Below are 15,105 nucleotides of genomic sequence, written 5' to 3'. Positions count from 1 at the left end.
CCCCTCAGGCGGAGGAGCCCGCCGACGTGGCGGCCGCCGCGGGCGCCGCGGTCCGCGGCGTCGTCGCCTCGCGGCAGAGGTCGGGACGACCGGGGTGGTCGATCGCTCGCTTGAGGGAGACGAACGCGACGGCGCCCGCGAGGAGCGGCAGCCAGAAGAGGACGACCCGGTAGGCGAGCACGGCGGCCGCGGTCCCGGCGGCCGGGGCACCGTAGACGACGAGGGTCCCGATGAGCCCGCCGTCGATGCCGCCGACGCCGCCGGGGATCGGGAGCAGTCCGCCGAGCTGGCCGATGAGGTAGCCCATGAGCACGACGGTGAGCGGGACGGAGACGTGGAACGCATGGAGCGTCGCCCACAGCACGGCGTTGTCGAAGGCCCAGTAGCCGAACGCGCCGAGGAGCAGGAGCGGATCGCGGCGCCGGGCGATCGTGATCGCCGCGGCGACACCGTCGATGAGGACGGCGCGGCCGCGCGAGACGCCACGCCGGACCCGTCCCGCCCCGGGTCCCGGCTCGGCGCCCGGGCCGAGCCGCGGGATCCCGAGTACCGCCGCGATGAGCAGCACCGACATCGCCGCCGGGAGCAGGGTGAGGAGCACCGACTCGTGCGGCCCGACGCCGGCGAACATGACGACGCCGAGGATCGCGACGGCGACGAAGTTCACCGAGCTCTTGAGGAGGAAGAAGGCGACGGACCGCTCGGCGACGTGCTCGGGCGTCATCCCGTCGCGGGTGAGGACCCAGGCGCCGAGCGCGAGCCCGCCGATGCCGCTGGCGGGGACGAGGGAGCCCATGCCGAGCTCGGACCAGCTGATCTCCATCGCGCTGCGGAAGCTCATGAGCCGGCAGAAGACGGGCCGGAACATGAGGACGTAGGACATGCCCGAGAGCGCCTCGAGGACCACGGCGAGGGCGAGCCAGCCCCACGCCGCGTCGGCGAGCTTGCTCCGCAGCTCGCCGAGGCCGGGCATCAGGAGCGCCGCGAGGCCGACGCCGCCGAGGATCGCGATGACCTGCAGCGCGCGGCGGCGGAGGCTGCGCAGGTCGAGCTCGGCGGGCAGGCCGGAGGGGTCGGAGGTGGTGGAGGACGGCATCGCGAGAAGGTGTACGCGCAACTACTCTACGCCTCGCGGGGCGATCGCGCCATAGGCGGACGGTGCCTCCGGTTAGATTTCCGCCAGTCGGTCGCCCGCGCGGCGGCGCGGGCGGTCAGTCCGCGAGGAAGGCCTCGAGGGCGGCGCGGCCGCCTTCGCGCACCGGTTCGCCGTGCGCGAAGAGGAGCACGTCGTGGTCCTCCCGCGCGGCGAGGACGCCGAGCCGCTCGCGCAGCCCGCGCTTCACTGTCTCGGGGTCGTCGCCGAGCAGCCCGTCGGGGACGAAGGTCAGCTCGCCGTCGGCGCGCATCAGGCCGTCGGCGAAGAGCAGGGCGCCGGGCCCGGCGGCGATGTGGAAGACCGTCTCCTCGGGGCACAGGACCCCGAGCTCGAGTGCGGTCACGCCCTCGGCGACCTCGTCGCCGAACGCGAACCCCGCGACCTCCGGCGCGTCGTCGCCCGTGAACTCGTGCAGCCCCGCCTCGTGGCAGCGGATGTCGATGTCGTACGCCTCGGCGAGCGCGGCGGCGTGGCGGAGGTGGTGGCGGTTCGAGAGCAGGACGACGCTCGGGATCGTCGCCGCGCCCAGCGCATCGATGCCGCCCTCGGGCAGCAGCGGGTCGAAGATCGCGCCCGACCCGACGTGCAAGTGCGAGTGGACCGTCTGCCCGATGCCGTCGTGGTAGGTGGCCCAGTGGAGGATGCCGTCGGTGACCGCGTCCATGGGCGGGCGTCTACCCGGCTCAGGCCGGTTCGATGCGGACGCGGCCCGGGCGGACGACGCGGACCTGGACCCGGGCCGGGCGGGCGGGACGGGCGGGCGTCGCGAGCTCGAGGAAGTCCCGCACGCGGCCGGCGTGCCCGCAGTACGCGCAGGTCAGCGCGGCGGCGGGGCCGTGGACGCCCGGCCCGAGCGCGACCGGGGCGTCGCACGTGGGGCACGCGATCGTCCCGTCGGCGAGGAGCCCGACCTGCACGTCGCGGCGCACGTGCAGCAGCCGGCCCTGACGGCCGAAGGGGTCGGGCGGGACGGGGTCGTTGTCGCGCCCGAAACTCACCCTTCGGAGTGTAGGAGCCCGTCTTCTAGGCTTTGCGCCATGCGCGACGAACCCGGCGGGGCGACGACGAAGGAGCAGTGGTGGCAGCGGCTCGACCCGGTGACGCTCGTCATCGCCGTCGCCGTCGTCCTCTTTGCGCTCGCGAACTCGCGCAGCACGAAGATCACCTGGATCGTCGCGTCGTCGCGGGCGCCGCTCTTCGTCGTGATCGCGATCTGCGTCGCGGGCGGCTTCGCCGCGGGCTACCTCAGCGCGCGGCGCGCCGCGAAGTCCGGCTGACCCGCTTCGCGTGCGCCTGCGCGCGGCGGTGGTGCGCCGTGCGGTGGTGCGCCGTGCGGCGGTGCGCGCGGCGGTGACGGGCCGGGCGGGCCGCCGTCGCGGGCGCGGCCGCCGGGGCGAGGCCGACCTGTGGCGGGTCCGGCGTCCCGAGCGGCGTGACGAGCGTGCACGGGGCCTTCCGCGCCCGGGCCGGGTCGAGCGCGTTGAGCACGAGCTGCGCGGCGACCGGCGAGTACGCGACGCCGAGGTGCTCGGAGTAGTCGGTCGGGCAGACGTCCTGCAGGAGGATGTTCGTGACGTTGGGCGCCGTCGTGAACCCGCTCGTGTACGGCGAGACGAGCTCGTCGTACTTCGTGGCGATCTCCGTGTAGGTGATGCCGGGGACGGCGGGGCCCGCGGCGTTGACCTTGCTCAGGTAGTCCGACCCGCGCGCGAACTCCGGGCAGGAGCCGCAGCCGACGGACGCGAACGTGCTGTAGACGGCCGGGTCGAACTTGAAGGTCTGCGCGACCTTCAGCAGGTCACCGATGCCGGCGAGGTTCGTGCCGTCCCACAGCGGGGCGAGCTGGACGTACTTGTCGACCTTCGCCGCGCCGCCGCGGAAGGACAGGTACCAGCGCGGCATGACCGTGCCCTCGGAGTGGCCGAGGAGGTCGACCTTCGTCGCCCCGGTCGCGGCGAGCACCTTGTCGACGAACGTCGCGAGCTCGGCCGAGCTGTCCTCCATCCGCTGCACGCCGCCGACGTACGGGAAGCCCGCCTGGCGCCCGTAGGTGAGGCCGAAGACGCAGAAGCCGTTGTTCTGCAGCAGCGGGGCGAGGGTGGCCCAGTTGTCGCCGAGCGTCGCGCCCAGGCCGTGCACGAGGACGACCGGCCGCGGGTGCTCGGTGGTCGGCTTGCAGCTGAAGTCGTTCGCCCCGGCGACGTGGTCGGGGTCGAAACTCCCGGCGACCAGCGGGACGGGGCCGTACGTGACGGGCAGCGGGGCGGCGGCCCGGGCGGGGCCCGCCGCGACGGCGAGCGGCAGGGCGAGCGCGGCGGCGACGGCGGCCGCGCGGGACAGGAGGGTGCGCATTGGACGCGACCGTAACATTTTGGGGCGAGGCGTGCACCGGGTGTCGTCAGCGGGCGGTCAGAGGACGCGGGCGGGTCGGGCGCCCGCGACCACCGGTGTACCGTGGCGCCCATGGCCGACCTCCTCGTCCTCCAGCACCAGGACGACGCGCCGGCCGGGCTGCTCGGCGGTGTCCTCGCGACGCGCGGGGCCGGGGCGGGCGGCTTCACCGTCCGCACGATCCGGGTCGACCGCGAGGCACTGCCGGACCCGCGCGGCGCCGCCGGGATCGTCGTCCTCGGGGCCGACGCGTCCGCCGTCGGAGCGGGCTCGGAGCCGTGGATCGCGCCGGAGGTCTCCTGGGTCCGGCAGGCGGCGATCGCGGGCGTCCCGGTCCTCGGCATCTGCTTCGGCGCGCAGGTCCTCGCCGCCGCGCTCGGCGGGCGCGTGCACCGGATGCCCGCCCCGCAGGTCGGGTGGATCCGCACGCCGAGCATCGACATCCGCGTCCTTCCGTCCGGGCCGTGGCTCGCCTGGCACGAGGACGCCGTCCTGCCCCCGCCGAACGCGCGGGTCCTCGCCCGGGACGAGGTCTGCGTGCAGGCCTTCGCGGCCGGGCCGCACCTCGCGGTCCAGTTCCATCCGGAGGTGACGCCCGCGATCGTCGAGGGCTGGATCACGGCGGACGGGCGGGAGCTCGCGGACCGCGTCTACGACCCGGACACCCTCCGCGCCGAGACGGCCGCGCACGCCGGAGAGTCCGCGCCGGCCGCGCTGCGCCTCTTCGCGCGCTGGCTCAGCGGGCTCGCCCCGGATGGCTGACCCCGACCACGCGAGCACGAACGTCGATCATCACCCCCCACAGCGGGGGAGGATCGACGTTCGCCCCGTCAACGGTCGGCTCGCGACCGACCGGTACATGTGTACCGAAATCAGTACACTTGTACCGATCATGCTGCTCGCCTGGACCTATCTCGCCGCCGCCATCGCCCTGGAGGTGACCGGCACGCTCGCCCTGAACGCCGCCGGGACGGGGCGTCCCGGCGCGATCGCGGTCGTCGTCGTCGGCTACGTCGCGTCGTTCGGGTTCCTCGCGCTCGTCCTGCAGCGCATGGAGGTCTCGCTCGCCTACGCCGTGTGGGCCGGGGTCGGCACCGCGACGATCGCCGTCGTCGGCATGACCGCGCTCGGCGAGCCCGTCTCCCCCGCGAAGCTCGCCTCGCTCGGGCTCATCATCGCCGGCGTCGTCGGCCTGAACCTCGCGGGCGCCCACTGATGCCCGGCGCCGCCGGCCGTCCCCCGCGGGGCGAGGCCCGGCGCGCGCTCATCCTCGAGGCGGCCCTCCGCGTCCTCGGCGAGGAGGGGGCGTCCGCCGTCACCCACCGCCGCGTCGCGCGCGAGGCGGGCCTGCCGCTCGCCGCGACGACGTACTGGTTCGCGTCCAAGGACGAGCTGCTCGCGGACGCCTACCGGCTCGCCGCCGACACCGACATCGCGCGGATGCGGCGGCTGTCCACCGAGTACGCGGAGCGGGCGCGAGCGGACCTCGCGGGCGCGCTGACCGACCTGCTCGCCGCCGACCTCGCCGCGAGCCGCACGTCCCTCCTCGCCGCGTACTCGCTGTGGATCGAGGCCGCGCGCCGCCCGGCGCTGCGCCCGATCGAGGAGGAGTGGACGCGCGCGTACGTCGAGGTCGTCGAGGCGGTCCTGCGCGACGCGGGATCGCCGCACCCGGCGACCGACGCCGAGCTGCTCGTCGCGACGCTCGACGGCCTGCTGCTCGCGCAGCTCGCGCTCGCGCACCCGGACCCGGCGGCCGCCCTGCGCCCGCAGCTCGAGCGCCTCGTCGCCGCGCTCCTGCGGGCGGGCTGAGCGCCCCGGGGCGCCGGTCGGCTCGCGCGGCGGGGCCGGCGACGTGCCGGTCCCTCAGGGCTCCGGTGCGGTGACCGCGCCGACCGGCACCGGGGCGGGGACGTGCACGTGCGGCGCCGCGTCCGCCGGCGCGCCCGCGAACTGGCCGCCCGCGCACTCCTCGCAGCGGACCTCGCGGCGCGGGTTGCGGATGCCCGCGAGACCGAGCAGGCCGCCGAGCGCGACGAGCGCCGCGGCGATCCCGACGCCGACGTGGAACGCGTGCACCGACGCGTCCTGCACCGCGGCGGCGACGCGCGGGCCGGCGACCGCGGGGTCGACGCGCGACAGCGTCTCCCGGCGGGCCTGGGCGAGCGCGGCGCGGGCGGCGGGCGTCGTGGCCGCGCCGACCGCGTCGCGGTCCAGGCGGCCGCCGAACTGCGCGGCGACGACGGCGCCGAGGCCCGCGACCGCCAGCAGGCCGGCGACCCGCGCGACGGCGTTGTTGATCCCGGAGGCGATGCCGGCGTTCTCCTCGTCGGCGTCGGCGAGCACCGTCGCGGTGAGCGGCGCGACCGTCGCCGCGAGCCCGAGCGAAAAGACGACGAGCGCCGGGAAGAGGTCGGTCCAGTAGCTCAGGTGCGCGTCGAGGCGCAGCATGAGCGCCATCCCCGCCGCGGCGACGAGCGGGCCGCCACCCATGAAGAGCCGCGGGCCGAAGCGGTCGGCGAGCCGCCCGGCGCGCTTGGAGAGCAGGAACATGACGATCGTCGTGGGCATCGTCGCGAAGCCCGCCTGGAGCGCCTGGTAGCCCGCGACCTGCTGCAGGAAGAGCACGAGGAAGAAGAACGTCACGCCGAGGCCGCCGTACATCGCGAACGTCTGGACGTTCCCGACGGCGAAGTTCTGGCGGGCGAAGAGGCCGAGCGGCAGCATCGGGTGCGCGGTGCGCCCCTCGCGGACGAGGAAGGCCGCGAGGAGCGCGACGCCGCCGAGCCCCGCGCCCCAGACCTCGGGGCTCGACCAGCCGACCGCCGGCTGACGGATGAGCGCGAGGACCGGCCCGGCGAGGCCGAGCGCCGTCAGGGCGGCGCCGGGCGCGTCGACGTGCACGGGGCCGCCGTCCCCTTCCCGCCGCGGGATCGCGACCGCGATGAGCGCGAGCGTGATCGCGACGAACGGGACGTTGATCGCGAAGATGAGCCGCCACGAGACGGCGTCGACGAGCCAGCCGCCGGCGAGCGGGCCGATGACCGTGGCGATCCCGGCCCACGCCGTCCAGGAGCCGATCGCGCCGCCGCGCTCGGCGGCCGGGAAGGTCGCGACGATGACGGCGAGCGCGCTCGGGGTGAGCAGCGCCCCGAAGACGCCCTGCAGCGCGCGGCCGAGGACGAGCAGCTCGATCGACGGCGCGAGGGCGCAGAGCAGCGAGGCCGTCCCGAACCCGGCGACCCCGAGCGTGAAGATGCGCCGCTCGCCGTAGAGGTCGCCGAGCGAGCCGCCGACGAGGATGAGCGATCCGAGCATGAGCAGGTAGGCGTTGGAGACCCACTGCTGGCCGGCGAGGCCGCCGCCGAGGTCCGCCCGGATCGACGGCAGCGCGACGTTCACCGCGGTCGCGTCGAGGCCGGCGACGAACGACCCCATGATCGCGGCGCCGAGGGCAAGGCGCTTCGTGCGGTCGTCGGGCGCACCCATGGGCCCACCCTAGAACCCGCGCGTGCGAGCATGGCGGCGGATGGACCACTCAGGCCACGCGCACGACCACGGCGCGCACGCGGGGCACACGCACGGGGTGAGCGCCGACGCCGACGGGCGGCGCCTCGCCATCGCGCTCGGGCTCATCCTCGGCTTCATGGCCGTCGAGGTCGGCGTCGGGATCGCCGTCTCGTCGCTCGCGCTGCTCGCCGACGCCGCGCACATGCTCACCGACGCGGCGGCGATCGCGCTGTCGCTCGTCGCGATCCGCCTCGCCGCGCGCCCCGCCCGCGGGGCGATGACGTACGGGCTGAAGCGCACCGAGATCCTCGCCGCCCAGTTCAACGGCGCGACGCTCCTCGTGCTCGGCCTGCTCATCGTCGCCGAGGGCATCCAGCGCCTCGTCGACCCGCCGTCCGTCGAGGGCCTGCCGGTTCTGCTCGTCGCCCTCGCCGGTGTCGTCGTGAACCTCGCCGCGGTGTGGACGCTCGCGCGCGCGAACCGTACCTCGCTCAACGTCGAGGGGTCCTTCCAGCACCTCGTCACCGACCTCTACGCGTTCGTCGCGACGGCGGTGGCGGGCGTCGTCATCCTCACGACGGGCTTTGGGCGGGCCGACGGCCTGGCCGCGCTGTTCGTCAGCGCGACGATGCTCCGCGCCGCCTACGGGCTGCTGAAGGCGTCCGGGCGGATCTTCCTCGAGGCCGCCCCCGAAGGCCTCGACCCCGACGCGATCGGCCACGCGATGGCCGCCCACCCGGGGGTCGTCGAGGTCCACGACCTCCACGTGTGGGAGGTGACGTCGGGCTTCCCGGCGCTGTCGGCGCACGTCGTCGTCCGCCCCGACGCGGACTGGCACGGCATCCGCGTCGCCCTCGCGCAGCGGCTCGCGGACGAGTTCGGCGTCACCCACTCGACGATCCAGGTCGACCACGACGGGGACGAGCTGCTCGAGATCGCGCCGCTCTGAGGTGGCCCACGCGTCGCCGACTGACAGCTGATGCAGCAGGGGTCTGCCTGAGCTGTCAGTCGGTGCCCCGGGAGGAGGCGACCGCGCGCCGGGCGGCGGACGCGCGTCGGGCGGCGGCCGGCCCTCAGTCGGCGAGGCCCGCGAGGATGAGCGGGAAGACGTCGGCCGGCGCGCCCGGCCCGATGAGCGGGTCCAGATGGCCGTAGCCGTCGAGCAGGTGGAGCGCGTGCCCGGCCGACTCGCCGCCGCCGTGCTGCACCCACCAGGCGTGGCTGCGCTCCTGGCCGACCGGGCGGTACAGGCGGTTCCTCGTCCCGGCGATGAACGTCCAGCGCTGCCCGGCCGGCGGGGTCGCGCCCGTCAGGTCGCCGGGGACGCGGTCGTACCCGCCCGCCGGGACGACGTGCCCCGCCCGCGTGCAGCGCGCCATCTGCCGCAGGAAGCGGTACGGCGCGAAGCCGAACTCGCGGGAGACCCAGTCGTGGACGGGCTCGCCGAGGCGCTCGTGGACCCAGAGGACGTCGGGCCCGGTCCCGTACATGTAGTTGCCCAGCGCGCAGACGGGGTTGTCGCACTCGCGCCGGACGATCCGCGCCGTGCGCGCGAAGCCGGTGGCGAGCGCCGTCGGCGACCGCACGCCCCACTGCGCGCTGACGTACGGCATCCGCAGTCCGACGAGCGGCAGCAGGAGCCGCGACTTCACCCGCGTGCGCCACGGCACGACGGTGTGGAGCGAGACCGCCGACGCGACGACGTGCGAGACGTCCCCCGCGAGCCCCGACAGCGCCGTGATCGTGAAGCTCGTCGAGCCCTGGCAGTGCGCGAGGACACGGACCCTCTCGGCCCCCGTCCGGGCGCGGACGGCCGCGATCGCCGCCGGATGGTCGAGGACCGCGCCGTCGTCCAGGGTGTACGGCCGCGGCGGCAGGTCGATCGACGCGCGCCAGTTGGAGACCCACACGTCGTGGCCGCCGTCGAGCAGCGCGCGAACCGTCGAGGCGCCGCCGGGCGCGCCGACGAAGATGTCGCCGCGCACGCCGGTGCCGTGGAGGCAGAGGACAGGGCTCCCCGCGGGCGCGCCCGCATCGTCCTCCACCCCCGCGCCGCCGGGCGCGCCTGCGCCATCGCCCACCCCGGCGCCACCGGGCGCGCCTGCGCCATCGCCTACCCCGGCACCACCGGGCGCGCCGCCGCCGTCCCCCGCCCCCGCGCCGCCGCCCGTCGCCCGCGCCCGCCGGAAGTGGTGCAGCGTGAGCGGCAGCCCGTCCCCGGCCTGCAGCGGGAGGATCTGCCGCTCGATCCCCGGGTGCCCCGCGACCGCGTGCCACGCCCCGGGCGCGAAGCCGCGGAACGGGTCGCCGGCCGGATGCGCGGGGTCCGGGAAGTCCTGCTGGCCGCCCTTCTCCTGCCGGCCGCCGTACACGTGCACGAGCGTCCCGACGAACGCGGTCTGGAAGCGGCTGAGCGCGCGGGCGCGGCGCCACGGTGGCCCGCCGCGCGGGCGCATCGACGCCATCATCCGCACGAAGCCCGCGTGCGAGATCCGCAGCACGCCGGCGGCCAGAACGTCCGCGCCGTCCTCGTCGGCGGCCTCCACGTGCCCCGCGAGGACGCGGAGGAAGAGCGTCGACGTGTCCGACCAGATGTCGAGGCCGAGCCCGTCCGCGACGTCCTTGAAGCCCGTGAAGGTCAGCGGCCGCCCGTCGGGGTCGCGGACGAGGAGCCGGTAGAGCATCCGCTGCCCGCGGCCCTCCCCCTCCCGCGGGACGAAGAGGTCGAAGTCGCCCCGCTCGACCGGGAGCGTCCCGCCGAACGTGCCGCAGGTGACGACGCCGGCCGCGGTCGCCGCCTTCATGGGGTCGTCGAGGAACGTGTCGACGTCGGCGATGTCGAGCTCGAGCGTGAACGCGCACGTCGTGTCCTCCGCGCGCCCCCGCCGCAGGCCCTCGTTGTAGTCGTGCTCGCCGGCGGTGATGAACCCGGCCATGTGCTCGTGGAAGGAGAGGGAGGTCATCGGCCGTCCTCGATCATCTGCTCGGCGAAGCGGTCCGCGAGGGCCGCGATCGTGAAGGACGGGTTCGGGCCGACGGGGCCCGGCATGACCGAGCCGTCGGCGACGTGCAGGCCGGGGTGGCCGTGCACGCGCCCCCACGGGTCGACGACGCCGCCCGCCGCGTCCTCGGCCATCGCGCAGCCGCCGACGGGGTGGACGGTCGTCAGGTGGGCCGACGGCGGGACGGAGAACTCGCCGCCCATCGCGCGGGTGAGCTCGGCCGCCGTCGTCCGCAGCGCCTCGTAGTGCGGCTGCGACGCCTTCGGGCTCCAGTCGAGGTCCAGGCGCCCGTCGTCGTCGAGGTGCAGCCGGCCGTCGGCGACGTCCTGCCCCATCCCGAGCATCGGCATCATCGCCGCGGAGGCGTGCGCGCTCCCGAAGAGGCCGGCGAGCTCGGCGGAGACGTTCGGGTCGCGGTGGCCGGTGAGGCGGTCCTTCAGCCGGCGCCAGGCGACGCCGCGCTCGGCCCACAGGTCGTGCGGCAGCTCGACGCCCTGCCACATCCACTCGGTGAAGCCGGGCGCCCCCGAGTCCTGCACGTAGTACTCGCGGCCGGAGGAGGACCGCGCGGCCGGGACGTGGACGCTCGTCGAGATCGCGGGGCCGAAGGACGGGTCGAGGTACCGCCACGGCCGATCCTTGTCGCGCGGCTCCCCCGCGCGGGTGTCGCGGGCGAACATGAGCAGGTCGCCGTTCCCGGAGACCCGCCGGCCGAGCGCCGGGCTGAGCTTCGGCAGCGCGGCGCGGTTGCGGAGCAGCAGGCGCGTCGTGCCGACGGTCCCCGCGGAGAGGACGACGTGCGCGGCGCGGACCGTCCGCTCGGTCTCGCCGCTCGGGTCGCGCAGGCCCACCGCGACCCCGCCGAGGCCCTCCGTGTGCTGCCGGTAGCCGACGGCCCAGCCGTCGCCGTCGCCGAGCGCCGCGAGGGTGCGGACCTCGCAGAGCGTGCGGATCTGCGCGGGCGCCGGCAGCGACGGGTCCGCCGCGAGCGAGAGGTACGTGTGGTCGACGGTCTGCTTCGCGCCGTCGTTGCAGCCGAGGTTGCACTCGGCGCACAGCCGGCACGTCGTGCGGGGCAGGCCGTGGAGGCTCGCGACGGGACCGTCGACGGGCGCGCGCGGGACCGGGGCCTCGCCCGGCGCGGCGGCGAACAGGACCGCGAGCGGAGGACGGCAGACCGCGTGGCCCAGCCGCCCCGCCGCCTCCTCGAGCGCCGCGACCCGCCCGGCCTCGTCGTACGGCGCGACGTCGGCCGGGTAGACCTGCGGACGCTGGACGTCGCGGACGTTGTCGTAGTGCCGGTTCAGCTCGGCGCGAGTCAGCGGCCAGTGCTCGGTGTCGGTGCCCGCGAACGTCGCCGCCGGCTTGCGCAGCATGACGTTCGAGTAGATGAGCGAGCCGCCGCCGAGGCCGCTCGCCGTCACGACGTTCATCCCGCTGAAGGCCCAGATGTCGAAGAGGCCGTGGCGCCCCGACGGCGGGTCCCAGAACGCCTGCTGCAGCCGCCGCGGGGTCCGCGGGAAGGACCCTGGCGGCCACGGGCGGCCACGCTCGAGGACGAGGACCCGCCAGCCCGCCGTCGCGAGCCGGTACGCCGTGACCGCGCCGCCGAAGCCGGACCCGACGACGATCGCGTCGAAGGTGTCCTCCGGGCCGACCGTCCCCGCGGCGGTCACGTCACCCGACCTCCCAGACCACCGGGTGCAGCCGCGACGGCTCGTAGCTGCAGAGCGTCCCGGTCCGGACGCAGGCCTCGATCTCACCGCCGAGCGCGGGGTCGTGCTCGGCGATCCGCTTCAGCGTCGAGCGCAGCGCGCGGGTGACGTTCACGCGGGCGCGCTCGGCCGCCGAGCCGGCGACGCGGTCGCGGCCCCCGAGCCCGACGGCACCGGCGAGCTGGGCGACGAGCGCCTCGAGCTCCTCGCGGGCGGCCGCGGCGCGCTCGGGGTCGTGGAAGCGCTCGGCCTCCTCGACCGCCTCGCGCAGGTCGGTGATGCGCTCGCGGTAGGCGGCCTTCGCCGCGTCGTCGAGCAGCGGCCCGGCGTCCCCGCTGTCGGCCCGGACCGCGAGCCCGGCCGCGACCGCGGCGCCCGCGTCGGCGTCCGCGCGGCCGTTGCCGTTGCTCCCGCCGTTCCCTCCGCCCCCGACGAGGTCGAGCGCGTGGAGCTCGACCCCCGGATGCGCGAGCAGCGCCGCGAGGTAGCGGACGCCCTTGCCGTCCTTCAGCCGCACGGCCCGGTCGTCGAGCGCGAGCGCCCACGTGTCCCCCTCGCGGACGAGGCGGCCGCGGGCGGGGCCGGTGGACGGGACGACCGGTGCGTCCGCGACGACGGCCGCCGCCGTCGCCTCGCCCAGCCGCTCCCGCAGTGCCGCGACCCGCGCGACGTACGGCGCCATCCCGAGCGCGACGGCGCCCGCCTCCGCGGCGTCGAGCACCGCGGTCGCGCGCGCGTCGCCCGCCGCGACGAGGACGGCCGCCTCGTCGACCTCGGCGAGGACGACGGACGGCGCCGCCCCCATGCCGCGCGCCTGCTCCCGGGCCGCGGCCAGCCACCGCAGCGCCCCGTCGACGTCACCGGCGAGCGCCGCCGCCTGCCCGAGCGTGCGGGTGACCGGGCCGAAGAAGGCGCCGCCCGTCGTCGCGAGCATCCGCCCGGCGAACGGCTCGAGGAGCTCGGTGAGATGCGCGGCGTACTCCGCGGCGCCGGTGCGGAACGCGACCTCCGACCACAGCCCGAGCGAGACGAGGAAGAACGAGTCGCGCTCGACCCGGGCGAAGCCGTCGACGGCGGCGCGGTCGAGCGCCTGGCGCGCCTCCTGCTCGTGGCCGAGCTCGAGCTGGGCGACGGCGAGCGCCGCGCGCCACACGCCCATGCCCGGCGCCGCGTCGGCGGCCTGCCGCGCCATGGGCGCGAGCTCCTCGAGGCCGCCGCACAGCAGCCGCAGGCAGAACGTCTGCCCGCCGGCGATGACCGGGACGGGCGAGTAGTGCAGCGACGCCCCCTCCGCGAGCGCCGCCTGCAGGCGCCCGGGGACCTCGGCGAAGCGGCCCTCGATGAGCGCCTGGCGCGAGCGGTGCAGGCGGCCGATGACGCCGGCGCGCAGGTCGGAGAGGTCGGCCGCGCGCGCCTCGAGCCGCTCGAGGGCGATCGACGCGTTCGCGATGTCCCCGAGCTCGAGGTGCAGGTCGATCGACCGCACGAGCGACGGAAGCGCCGCCCGCGGGTCGCCCTGCTCGCTGAGCAGCTGCTGCAGCTCGGCGATGAGGACGAGGTTCTCCTCGGTGCGATCGACGTTCCACGCGGCGACGTGCGCGTCGCTGAGGACGACCGCGAGCGTCGCCGGATCCGCGGCCGCGCGGGCCAGGGCGATCGACTCGTCGGCGAGCTCGAGGCGGCGCGCCGAGTGCCCGGGCGAGAAGTAGAGCGCGCGGCCGAGCTGGGCCAGCAGGCGCGCGCGACGGGCCGGATCGCTCGTCCCCACGGCGGCGATCGCCTGCTCGAGCAGCCCGGTCCACTGCTCGTCGACCGTGCCCGGCGAGAGCGCGTAGGGGCCGTAGGAGAGCGCGACGTCGGCGAGCAGCGTCACGTCGCCGCGATCGCGCGCAAGGGCCGCCGCCTCGAGCAGCGTCGCCTCGCCGTCCGGGTTCGCGGCGGCGATCTGCGCCCGGCCGAGCTCGAGGAGGACCTGGCCGCGGGCGGCGTCGTCCGGCTCGCCGAGCTCCATGACGCGCAGCGCGGTGGCGTAGTGGTCGGCGGCCTGCTCGAAGGCGAAGACCGCCGTCGCGCGGTCCCCCGCCGCGCGCGAGAAGCGGATCGCGGGCAGCGGATCGCCGAGCGACGCGGCCTCGACGAAGTGGTGGGCGAGCTCGGAGACGTGGCGGTCGGCGGCGCCGGCCTGACGGAGCTCCTCCAGGACCGCGCCGACGCGCAGGTGCGCCTCGGCGCGGGCGACGCGGCGCAGCGACCCGTAGAGCGTGTCGCGGAGCAGGCCGTGCCGGAAGCGGTAGCGCCCGCTCTCGTCGACGAGCACGACGACACCGAGCGACTCGGCCTCGTCGAGGAGATCGAGCAGCGCGGCGCGGGAGACGCGCGCGACCCGCTCGAGCGTGAGGATGCGGAACTCCTGGCCGATGACCGCGGCGTCGGTGAGGACGCGCAGCCCGTCGTCCCCGAGCGCGGCGAGGCGGTCGCGGACGGCCGCCTGCACCCCGCCGGGCAGCGCAGCGCCGCCGCCGTCCTCGTCCGGGCGCAGGCGCGCGAGCTCGGTCGCGAAGAGCGGGTTGCCGGCGGCCCGGCCGTGGACGAGCCGGACGAGCTGGTCGGGGACGGGCGCCCCGCGGTCGGCCGCCATCAGCGCGCCGATCGCCGCCTCGTCGAGCCCGCCGAGCGGCATCCGCTCGGCCCGGCGCTCGAGCGTCTCGGCGATCGCGACGGCGTCGGCGCGGCGGTGCAGCGGGACCTCCTGCACGGTCGCGACGACGAGGATGGCGGACTCGGCGATGCTCCGGGCGAGGAAGTCGAGCGCCCGCAGCGAGGCGACGTCGGCGGCGTGGAGGTCGTCGAGCGCGACGACGAGCGGCCGGCGGGCGGCGCAGGCGCGCAGGAAGGCCTGCAGCGCCTCGAAGAGCGCGAACGTCGCCTGCTGGGACTCCCCCGGGATCGCCGGCGCGTCGCCCGGGAGCCGGGCGTCGAGCTCGGGGGCGACGTGGACGAGCCAGCGCGCGCCCGCGCCGGCGGCCGCCTGCAGCTCGGCGTCGGCGAGCTCCTCGGCGAGGACGCGGACGACCTGCCGCCACGGCCAGTAGGCCGGCGCGCCGCCCGCGTCCCAGCACCGGCCCCAGATCATGGTGGCGCCGGCCTCGCCCGCCGGCCACGCGAGCGCGCCCGCCAGCGTCGTCTTGCCGATGCCCGGCTCGCCCGAGATGAGCACGAGGCTGCCGTGGCCGTCGCAGGCAGCGGCGAGCGAGCGCACCAGCGCCGCCTGCTCGCGATCGCGCCCGACGATCCCGGCGCCGGGTGAGTGTTCGGTCCTGGGTGCCCTCAC

13 protein-coding genes are annotated in these 15,105 nt (G+C 76.3%); 5 read left to right on the top strand and 8 right to left on the bottom strand.

Annotation, left to right across the window (positions count from 1 at the left end):
• Nucleotides 1-4: 4 nt before the first annotated feature.
• From NBH00_RS01820 to NBH00_RS01810, 3 genes are all read right to left on the bottom strand, one after another.
• Complete coding sequence (locus NBH00_RS01820; protein WP_254571648.1) at nucleotides 5-1,096, bottom strand: flippase-like domain-containing protein; 1,092 nt, start codon at nucleotides 1,094-1,096, stop codon at nucleotides 5-7.
• A gap of 115 nt (nucleotides 1,097-1,211) precedes the next feature.
• Nucleotides 1,212-1,820, bottom strand: coding sequence for a hypothetical protein (locus NBH00_RS01815; RefSeq protein ID WP_254571647.1), 609 nt, complete (start codon nucleotides 1,818-1,820; stop codon nucleotides 1,212-1,214).
• 19 nt (nucleotides 1,821-1,839) lie between these two features.
• Nucleotides 1,840-2,154, bottom strand: coding sequence for a hypothetical protein (locus NBH00_RS01810; RefSeq protein ID WP_254571646.1), 315 nt, complete (start codon nucleotides 2,152-2,154; stop codon nucleotides 1,840-1,842).
• Between the two features lie 39 nt (nucleotides 2,155-2,193).
• Here NBH00_RS01810 and NBH00_RS01805 point away from each other — a divergent pair, with 39 nt between their 5' ends.
• On the top strand, nucleotides 2,194-2,433 hold the full coding sequence (locus tag NBH00_RS01805) for a LapA family protein (RefSeq protein WP_254571645.1): 240 nt from the start codon (nucleotides 2,194-2,196) through the stop codon (nucleotides 2,431-2,433).
• Here NBH00_RS01805 and NBH00_RS25180 read toward each other — a convergent pair.
• A complete protein-coding gene (locus tag NBH00_RS25180) occupies nucleotides 2,402-3,508 on the bottom strand; it encodes a lipase family alpha/beta hydrolase (RefSeq protein ID WP_302182681.1) in 1,107 nt (368 codons plus the stop codon). The two genes, NBH00_RS01805 and NBH00_RS25180, sit on opposite strands and share 32 nt — an antisense overlap.
• A 111-nt stretch (nucleotides 3,509-3,619) precedes the next feature.
• Here NBH00_RS25180 and NBH00_RS01795 point away from each other — a divergent pair, with 111 nt between their 5' ends.
• From NBH00_RS01795 to NBH00_RS01785, 3 genes are all read left to right on the top strand, one after another.
• Nucleotides 3,620-4,309, top strand: coding sequence for a type 1 glutamine amidotransferase (locus tag NBH00_RS01795; RefSeq protein ID WP_254571644.1), 690 nt, complete (start codon nucleotides 3,620-3,622; stop codon nucleotides 4,307-4,309).
• A 130-nt stretch (nucleotides 4,310-4,439) separates the two neighbouring features.
• Nucleotides 4,440-4,763: a DMT family transporter gene (locus tag NBH00_RS01790; RefSeq protein WP_254571643.1), complete on the top strand. Its 324-nt coding sequence runs from the start codon at nucleotides 4,440-4,442 to the stop codon at nucleotides 4,761-4,763.
• Nucleotides 4,763-5,359, top strand: coding sequence for a TetR/AcrR family transcriptional regulator (locus NBH00_RS01785; RefSeq protein ID WP_254571642.1), 597 nt, complete (start codon nucleotides 4,763-4,765; stop codon nucleotides 5,357-5,359). Before NBH00_RS01790 ends, NBH00_RS01785 begins: the two co-directional genes overlap by 1 nt.
• 54 nt (nucleotides 5,360-5,413) lie before the next feature.
• On the opposite strand, the gene NBH00_RS01780 is transcribed toward NBH00_RS01785, so the two are convergent.
• Nucleotides 5,414-7,036, bottom strand: coding sequence for a DHA2 family efflux MFS transporter permease subunit (locus NBH00_RS01780; protein ID WP_254571641.1), 1,623 nt, complete (start codon nucleotides 7,034-7,036; stop codon nucleotides 5,414-5,416).
• Nucleotides 7,037-7,076: 40 nt separating this feature from the next.
• On the opposite strand from NBH00_RS01780, the gene NBH00_RS01775 reads away from it, so the two are divergent.
• The gene (locus tag NBH00_RS01775; RefSeq protein ID WP_254571640.1) at nucleotides 7,077-8,006 is read left to right on the top strand and encodes a cation diffusion facilitator family transporter; all 930 of its coding nucleotides are present in this window, start codon (nucleotides 7,077-7,079) and stop codon (nucleotides 8,004-8,006) included.
• A gap of 124 nt (nucleotides 8,007-8,130) precedes the next feature.
• Here the strand turns inward: NBH00_RS01775 and NBH00_RS01770 are convergent, their stop codons facing one another.
• The 3 genes from NBH00_RS01770 to NBH00_RS01760 are packed head-to-tail and all read right to left on the bottom strand — an operon-like array spanning nucleotide 8,131 to nucleotide 15,105.
• The gene (locus tag NBH00_RS01770; protein WP_254571639.1) at nucleotides 8,131-10,020 is read right to left on the bottom strand and encodes an alpha/beta fold hydrolase; all 1,890 of its coding nucleotides are present in this window, start codon (nucleotides 10,018-10,020) and stop codon (nucleotides 8,131-8,133) included.
• Nucleotides 10,017-11,735, bottom strand: coding sequence for an FAD-dependent oxidoreductase (locus tag NBH00_RS01765; RefSeq protein ID WP_254571638.1), 1,719 nt, complete (start codon nucleotides 11,733-11,735; stop codon nucleotides 10,017-10,019). The genes NBH00_RS01770 and NBH00_RS01765 overlap by 4 nt, the downstream gene beginning before the upstream one ends.
• Nucleotide 11,736: 1 nt before the next feature.
• A complete protein-coding gene (locus NBH00_RS01760; protein ID WP_302182680.1) occupies nucleotides 11,737-15,105 on the bottom strand; it encodes an ATP-binding protein in 3,369 nt (1,122 codons plus the stop codon).

The organism is Paraconexibacter antarcticus (assembly GCF_024220175.1).
GTDB classification, from domain to species: Bacteria; Actinomycetota; Thermoleophilia; order Solirubrobacterales; family Solirubrobacteraceae; genus Paraconexibacter; species Paraconexibacter antarcticus.
Note: the sequence above shows the minus strand (reverse complement) of the source record. Positions and strands in the feature narration are given on the sequence as shown.